We start from the raw sequence: 6,709 nt of genomic DNA, 5'->3' as shown, positions 1-6,709 counted from the left end.
CCGTTGTCCCCAGTACGGAGCTCATGATGTCTACGTCCGCAGACAAGGTCGTCGAGGCGCTTCGCGCCTCGCTCAAGGAGACGGGCCGCCTCCGTCAGCTCAACCAGCAGCTGACCGCTGCCGCCCGGGAGCCCATCGCGATCGTCGCGATGTCCTGCCGCTACCCGGGCGGCGTCGCCAGCCCCGAGCAGCTCTGGGACCTGGTGGCCTCCGGCGGCGACGCCATCGGCGGCTTCCCGACCGACCGGGGCTGGGACCTGGACAACCTGTACGACCCGGACGCCGACCGGGCCGGCCGGTCCACCACCCGGGAGGGCGGCTTCCTCTACGACGCGGCCGACTTCGACGCCGAGTTCTTCGGCATCTCGCCCCGCGAGGCGATGGCGATGGACCCCCAGCAGCGGCTGCTGCTGGAGACGTCGTGGGAGGCGTTCGAGTACGCCGGGATCGCGCCCGCGTCCATGCGTGGGCAGAAGGTCGGCGTCTTCGTCGGCACCGCCGCCAACGGCTACGGGATGGGACCGCAGAGCGAGGCCGAGGGCACCGACGAGGGCTACCTGCTGACGGGTACGGCCACCAGCGTCGTGTCCGGGCGGATCGCGTACGCCCTCGGCCTGGAGGGCCCCGCGGTCACGGTCGACACGGCCTGCTCGTCGTCGCTGGTCGCCCTGCACCTGGCCTGCCAGGCGCTGCGGCAGGGCGACTTCGACCTGGCCCTGGCCGGCGGCGTGTGTGTCATGGCCACCCCCGGCCCCTTCGTGGGCTTCTCCCGGCAGCGGGGGCTCGCCCCCGACGGCCGGTGCAAGTCGTTCGCCGCCGCCGCCGACGGCACGGGCTGGTCCGAGGGCGTCGGCATCCTGCTGGTGGAGCGGCTGTCGGACGCCCAGCGCAAGGGGCACCCCGTCCTCGCCGTGATCGCCGGCAGCGCCGTCAACCAGGACGGCGCGTCCAACGGCCTCACCGCGCCCAACGGGCCGGCCCAGCAGCGGGTGATCCGCCAGGCCCTCGCGAACGCCCGGCTGACCACCGCCGACGTGGACGCCGTCGAGGCGCACGGTACCGGCACCGTCCTCGGCGACCCCATCGAGGCGCAGGCGCTGCTGGCCACGTACGGGCGGGACCGGCCCGCCGACCGGCCGCTGCTGCTCGGTTCGATCAAGTCGAACATCGGTCACAGCCAGTCCGCCGCGGGCGTGGCCGGCGTGATCAAGATGGTGATGGCGATGCGGCACGGGCTCGTGCCGTCCACCCTGCACGTGGACGAGCCGACGCCGAAGGTGGACTGGTCGGCCGGCGAGGTGTCGCTGGTGACCGAGGCCCGGCCGTGGCCGGTCACCGACCGTCCCCGCCGGGCGGCGGTGTCGTCGTTCGGCATCTCCGGCACGAACGCGCACACCATCCTGGAGGAACCGCCCGCCCCCGACGCCGACCAGCCCGCCGACGCCGACTCCGGCCCGGCCCCCGCCCTGCCGGCGGTGCCCGTGCTGCTGTCGGCCCGCTCCGGGGCCGCCCTCAGCGCGCAGGCGGGCCGCTGGGCCCGGTGGCTGGACGCCGACGAGACCCTCCGCACGGTGGACGTCGGCTGGTCGTCGGTGGTGTCGCGCTCCGCGCTGGAACACCGCGCGGTGCTCACCGCCACCGACCGCGAGGACCTGCTGGCCTCGCTGCGCGCCCTCGCCGCCGGCCAGCCGTCCGGCGCGGTCGTCGCCGGTCGGTCGGCCGACCGGGGCCCGCTCGCCGTGCTCTTCTCCGGTCAGGGCGCGCAGCGCGCCGGCATGGGCCGCGAGCTGTACGGGGAGTTCCCGGTCTTCGCCGCCGCCCTCGACGAGGTGTGCGCGCAGCTCGACCCGCTGCTGCCGCGTGCGCTGCGGGAGGTGCTGTTCGCTCCGGAGGGCTCCGCCGAGGCGGCGTTGCTGGACCGGACGGTGTTCACGCAGGCCGGCCTGTTCGCGGTCGAGGTGGCGTTGTTCCGGCTGGTGGAGTCGTTCGGGGTCGCGCCGGAGTTCGTGGGTGGTCATTCGATCGGTGAGGTGACGGCCGCGTATGTGGCCGGGGTGCTGTCGCTGGCCGACGCGTGTGCGCTGGTGGCGGCGCGGGGGCGGCTGATGCAGGCGCTGCCCTCGGGCGGCGGGATGCTGGCCGTCGCGGCTGCCGAGGCGGACGTGCTGGTCACGCTGGACGGGCTGGCCGACGTGGGGATCGCGGCGGTCAACGGGCCGACGGCGGTGGTGGTCTCCGGTGCCGTCGACGCGCTCGACGAGGTGGAGCGGGTCTGGCGGGAGCGGGGCGTACGCACGCGTCGGTTGACGGTGAGTCACGCGTTCCACAGCCCGTTGATGGAGCCGATGCTCGCGGAGTTCCGCGCCGTCCTCGACGGGTTGACGTTCGCGGCGCCGGCGCTGCCGCTCGTGTCGAACGTGACCGGGGCGCTGGCCGACGCCGACGAGATCCGTACGGCCGACTACTGGGTGCGCCACGTCCGCGACGCCGTCCGCTACGCCGACGGAATCACCGCGCTGCGGGCCGCAGGCGTCGACGCGTTCCTGGAGATCGGTCCGCGCAGCGTGCTGACCGCCATGACCCGGGACGCGCTCAGCGGGCAGGAACCGGCCGACGACGACACCCCGGTGATCGCCGTGCCCGTCCTGCGCGCCGACCGTCCCGAGGCGCGGGCCCTGCTCGCCGCCCTCGCCGAGCTGCACGTCAACGGGGTGCCCGTCGACTGGCCGGCCCTCTACTCCGGCGCGGGAGCGACCCCGGTCGCCCTGCCCACGTACGCCTTCCAGCGGCAGCGCTACTGGCCCGAGCAGATGCCGGTCTCGGTCACCGGCCCGGTCAGCCCGGACGTGGTGGACGTCGAGTTCTGGTCCGCCGTGGAGCGCTCCGACGTGGCGGCCCTCGCCGCGCAGCTCGGCGCCGACGGCGCGGCCCTGGACGTCCTGGCCCCGGCCCTGCCGGTCCTGTCGTCCTGGCGCAGGGCGCGGCTGCGGGACGCGGTCGTCGACGGCTGGTCGTACCGGGTGGTGTGGAAGCGGACCGCCGCCCCCGCGCCGGTCACCCCGTCGGGCCGCTGGCTGCTCGTGGCACCGGCCGACGACGCCGCCACGACCGACTGGGCCGAGGCGCTCGCGGGGGCACTGACCGCCGCCGGCGGCGAGGTGTCCCGGCTGGCGGTGGACCCGCTCGCCGAGCGCGACCAGGTGACGTCGCGGGTGGCCGAGGCCGTGGGGGACACCCCGTGTACCGGGATCGTCTCCCTGCTGGGCCTGCTGGAACAGCCGCACCCCGGCCAGCCGGCGGTGCCGCTCGGCACGGCCGCCACGATGACGCTGGTGCAGGCCCTGCACGCCGCCGACGTCGCGGCGCCACTGTGGATGCTCACCCGGGGCGCGGTCGGCACCGGGGACACCGACCCGGTGCGCAGCGTCGCCCAGGGCGGCCTGTGGGGCCTGGCCCGGGTCGCCGGGCTGGAACACCCGCAGCTCTGGGGCGGCCTGGTCGACCTGCCGGACGGCCCCGGGCGTGGTGACTGGGACCACCTGGTGGGCGTCCTGACCGGGGGCGGTCCCGAGGACCAGGTCGCCGTACGGCCCTCGGGCGTCTTCGTGCGGCGACTCGTGCGCGCCACGCCGGCGGCCGTGGGCACGGTCGAGCGCTGGCAGCCGTCGGGCACGGTGCTGATCACCGGTGGCACCGGGGCGCTCGGCGCCCACGTGGCCCGCTGGGTGGCGGCCAACGGCGCGGAGCACGTCGTGCTGACCAGCCGCCGGGGCGAGCACGCCCCCGGGGCGGCGGAGCTGCGCGACGAACTGACCGGGCTCGGCGCCCGGGTGACCCTGGTCGCCGCCGACATGGCCGACCGCGCCCGCGTCGAGGCGCTGCTGCGCGACGTCGACGCCGACCCGGCGCCGCTGACGGCGGTGGTGCACGCCGCCGGGGTGGGGCAGCTGACCATGCTGGCCGACACCGACCTCGTCGGGCTGGCCGAGGTGCTGGACGGCAAGATCGCCGGGGCCGTGCACCTGGACGAGCTGCTGGGCGACCGGCCGCTCGACGCGTTCGTGCTCTTCTCCTCCATCGCCGGCATCTGGGGCAGCGGCGGACAGGCCGCGTACGCCGCCGGCAACGCCTTCCTCGACGCCCTCGCCGAGCGGCGCCGCGCCCGCGGCCTGGCCGCCACCGCCGTGGCCTGGGGACCCTGGGCCGACGGCGGCATGGCCAGCGGCGAGGGGCAGGAACTGCTGGCCCGCCGCGGCCTCAGCCCGATGTCCCCGGCCCAGGCCGTGTACGCGCTGCGCAGCGCCGTCGGCCGCGCCGTGCCGTCGGTGACCGTGGCGGACGTCGACTGGTCCCTGTTCACCCCGGCGTTCGCCGCCGCCCGCGCCCGCCCCCTGCTCGACGACATCGCCGAGGCGCGCGACGCCCTGCGCGTCGTCGACGGGCAACCGGAGGACACCGCCGGCGGCGGGCTGCGCCAGCACCTGCTGACGCTGCCCCGCGCCGAGCAGGACCGCCACCTGACCGACCTCGTACGCACGCACACCGCCGCCGTGCTCGGCCACTCCGGCACCGAACTGGTCAAGGCCAACCGGGCCTTCAAGGAGCTGGGCTTCGACTCACTGACCGCCGTCGAGCTGCGCAACCGGCTCGGCGCCGCCACCGGCCTCACCCTGCCCACCACCCTGGTCTTCGACTACCCGAACCCGGCCGCCCTCGCCGACCACCTGGCGGCGACGCTGCGCCTGCACGAGGTCGAGACCGTCACCGCCTGGGGCCCCGCCGGGCCGGTGGACGACGACCCGATCGTCATCGTCGGCATGAGCTGCCGCTACCCGGGCGGCGTGGCCAACCCGGACGACCTGTGGAACCTCGTCGCCACCGGGCGCGACGGGATCAGCGGCTTCCCCGAGGACCGGCACTGGGACATGGGTCGGCTGCTGGCCGTCGACGCCGACGGGCAACCCGTCTCGCACACCCGCGAGGGCGGCTTCGTCGACGGCGCCACCACGTTCGACCCGGGCTTCTTCGGCATCTCGCCGCGCGAGGCGGTCGCCATGGACCCGCAGCAGCGCCTGCTGCTGGAGGCGTCCTGGGAGGCCATGGAGCAGGCCGGCATCGACCCGGACGAGCTGCGCGGCAGCCGTACCGGCGTCTTCGTGGGCGCCTCCCCGTCGGGCTACGGCACCACCGACACCCCGGCCGAGCTGGCGGGCTATCAGCTCACCGGCGGCGCGCACAGCGTCATCTCCGGCCGGGTGTCGTACACCTTCGGGCTGGAGGGCCCGGCGGTGACCGTCGACACCGCCTGCTCGTCGTCCCTGGTGGCGGTGCACCTCGCCGCCCAGGCGCTGCGCGGCGGCGAGTGCGACATGGCGCTGGCCGGCGGCGTCACCGTCATGGTGACCCCGGGCGCCTTCGTCGAGTTCTCCCGCCAGGGCGGCCTCGCCCCGGACGGGCGCTGCAAGTCCTTCGCCGCCGACGCCGACGGCACCGGCTGGTCGGAGGGCGTCGGCGTGCTGCTGGTCCAGCGGCTCTCCGACGCCCGGCGGCAGGGCCGTCAGGTGCTCGCCGTGATCGCCGGCAGCGCCGTCAACCAGGACGGCGCGTCCAACGGCCTCACCGCCCCCAACGGGCCGGCCCAGCAGCGGGTGATCCGCCAGGCCCTGGCGAACGCCCGGCTGACCACGGCCGACGTGGACGCCGTCGAGGCGCACGGCACGGGAACGACGCTCGGCGACCCCATCGAGGCGCAGGCCCTGCTGGCCACCTACGGCCAGGGCCGCCCCGCCGACCGGCCGCTGCTGCTCGGCTCGATCAAGTCGAACATCGGCCACAGCCAGGCCGCGGCCGGCGTCGCCGGCATGATCAAGATGGTGCAGGCGATGCGGTACGGCCTGCTCCCGCAGACCCTGCACCTCGACGAGCCGACCCCCCACGTGGACTGGTCCGCCGGCGCGGTGTCCCTGCTGGCCGAGGCGCGCCCCTGGCCGGCGGTGGACCGGCCGCGCCGGGCCGCCGTGTCGTCGTTCGGCATCAGCGGTACGAACGTCCACCTGATCCTGGAGCAGCCGCCCGCGCCGGCCGACGCGGACGAGCCGGACACCGGCGACGAGCCGTCCCGGGCGCCGTCGGTGCTGCCGGTGCTGCTGTCGGCCCGCGACGCGGCCGGGCTGTCGGCGCAGGCCGACCGCTGGGCGGCGTGGCTGAGCGGGGGCGAGACCCCGCGTCCGCTGGATGTGGCGTGGTCGTCGGTGGCGTCGCGCTCCGTACTGGAGCACCGGGCGGTCGTGTCCGGGACGAGCCGCGAAGAGCTGCTGGCGGGCCTCGCAGCCGTGGCGGCGGGCGAGTCCTCGGCCGGCGTGGTCAGCGGCCCGGGCGGTCAGCGCGGCCAGCTCGCCCTGCTGTTCTCGGGTCAGGGTGCGCAGCGTGCGGGCATGGGTCGGGACCTGTACGCCGGTTTCCCGGTGTTCGCCGTCGCGCTCGACGAGGTGTGTGCGCAGCTCGATCCGCTGCTGCCGCGCCCGTTGCGGGAGGTGCTGTTCGCCGAGGCGGGCAGTGCCGAGGCGGAGCTGCTGGACCAGACCGTCTTCACCCAGGCCGGGTTGTTCGCGGTCGAGGTGGCGCTGTTCCGGCTGGTGGAGTCGTTCGGGGTCGTGCCGGACATGCTGGCCGGTCACTCGATCGGTGAGGTGACCGCCGCGCACGTGGC

The 6,709-nt window shown here is 75.8% G+C and carries 1 protein-coding gene; it reads left to right on the top strand.

The window, feature by feature from the left end; genetic code table 11:
• Nucleotides 1-26: 26 nt before the first annotated feature.
• The coding region (locus AC5L34_RS28960) for a type I polyketide synthase (RefSeq protein ID WP_494827819.1) at nt 27-6,709 on the top strand (6,683 nt) is incomplete at its 3' end.

It is taken from the genome of Micromonospora sp. ZG13 (genome assembly GCF_059359355.1).
The sequence above is the reverse complement of the archived record's forward strand: the minus strand, read 5'-3'. Positions and strand labels throughout refer to the sequence as shown.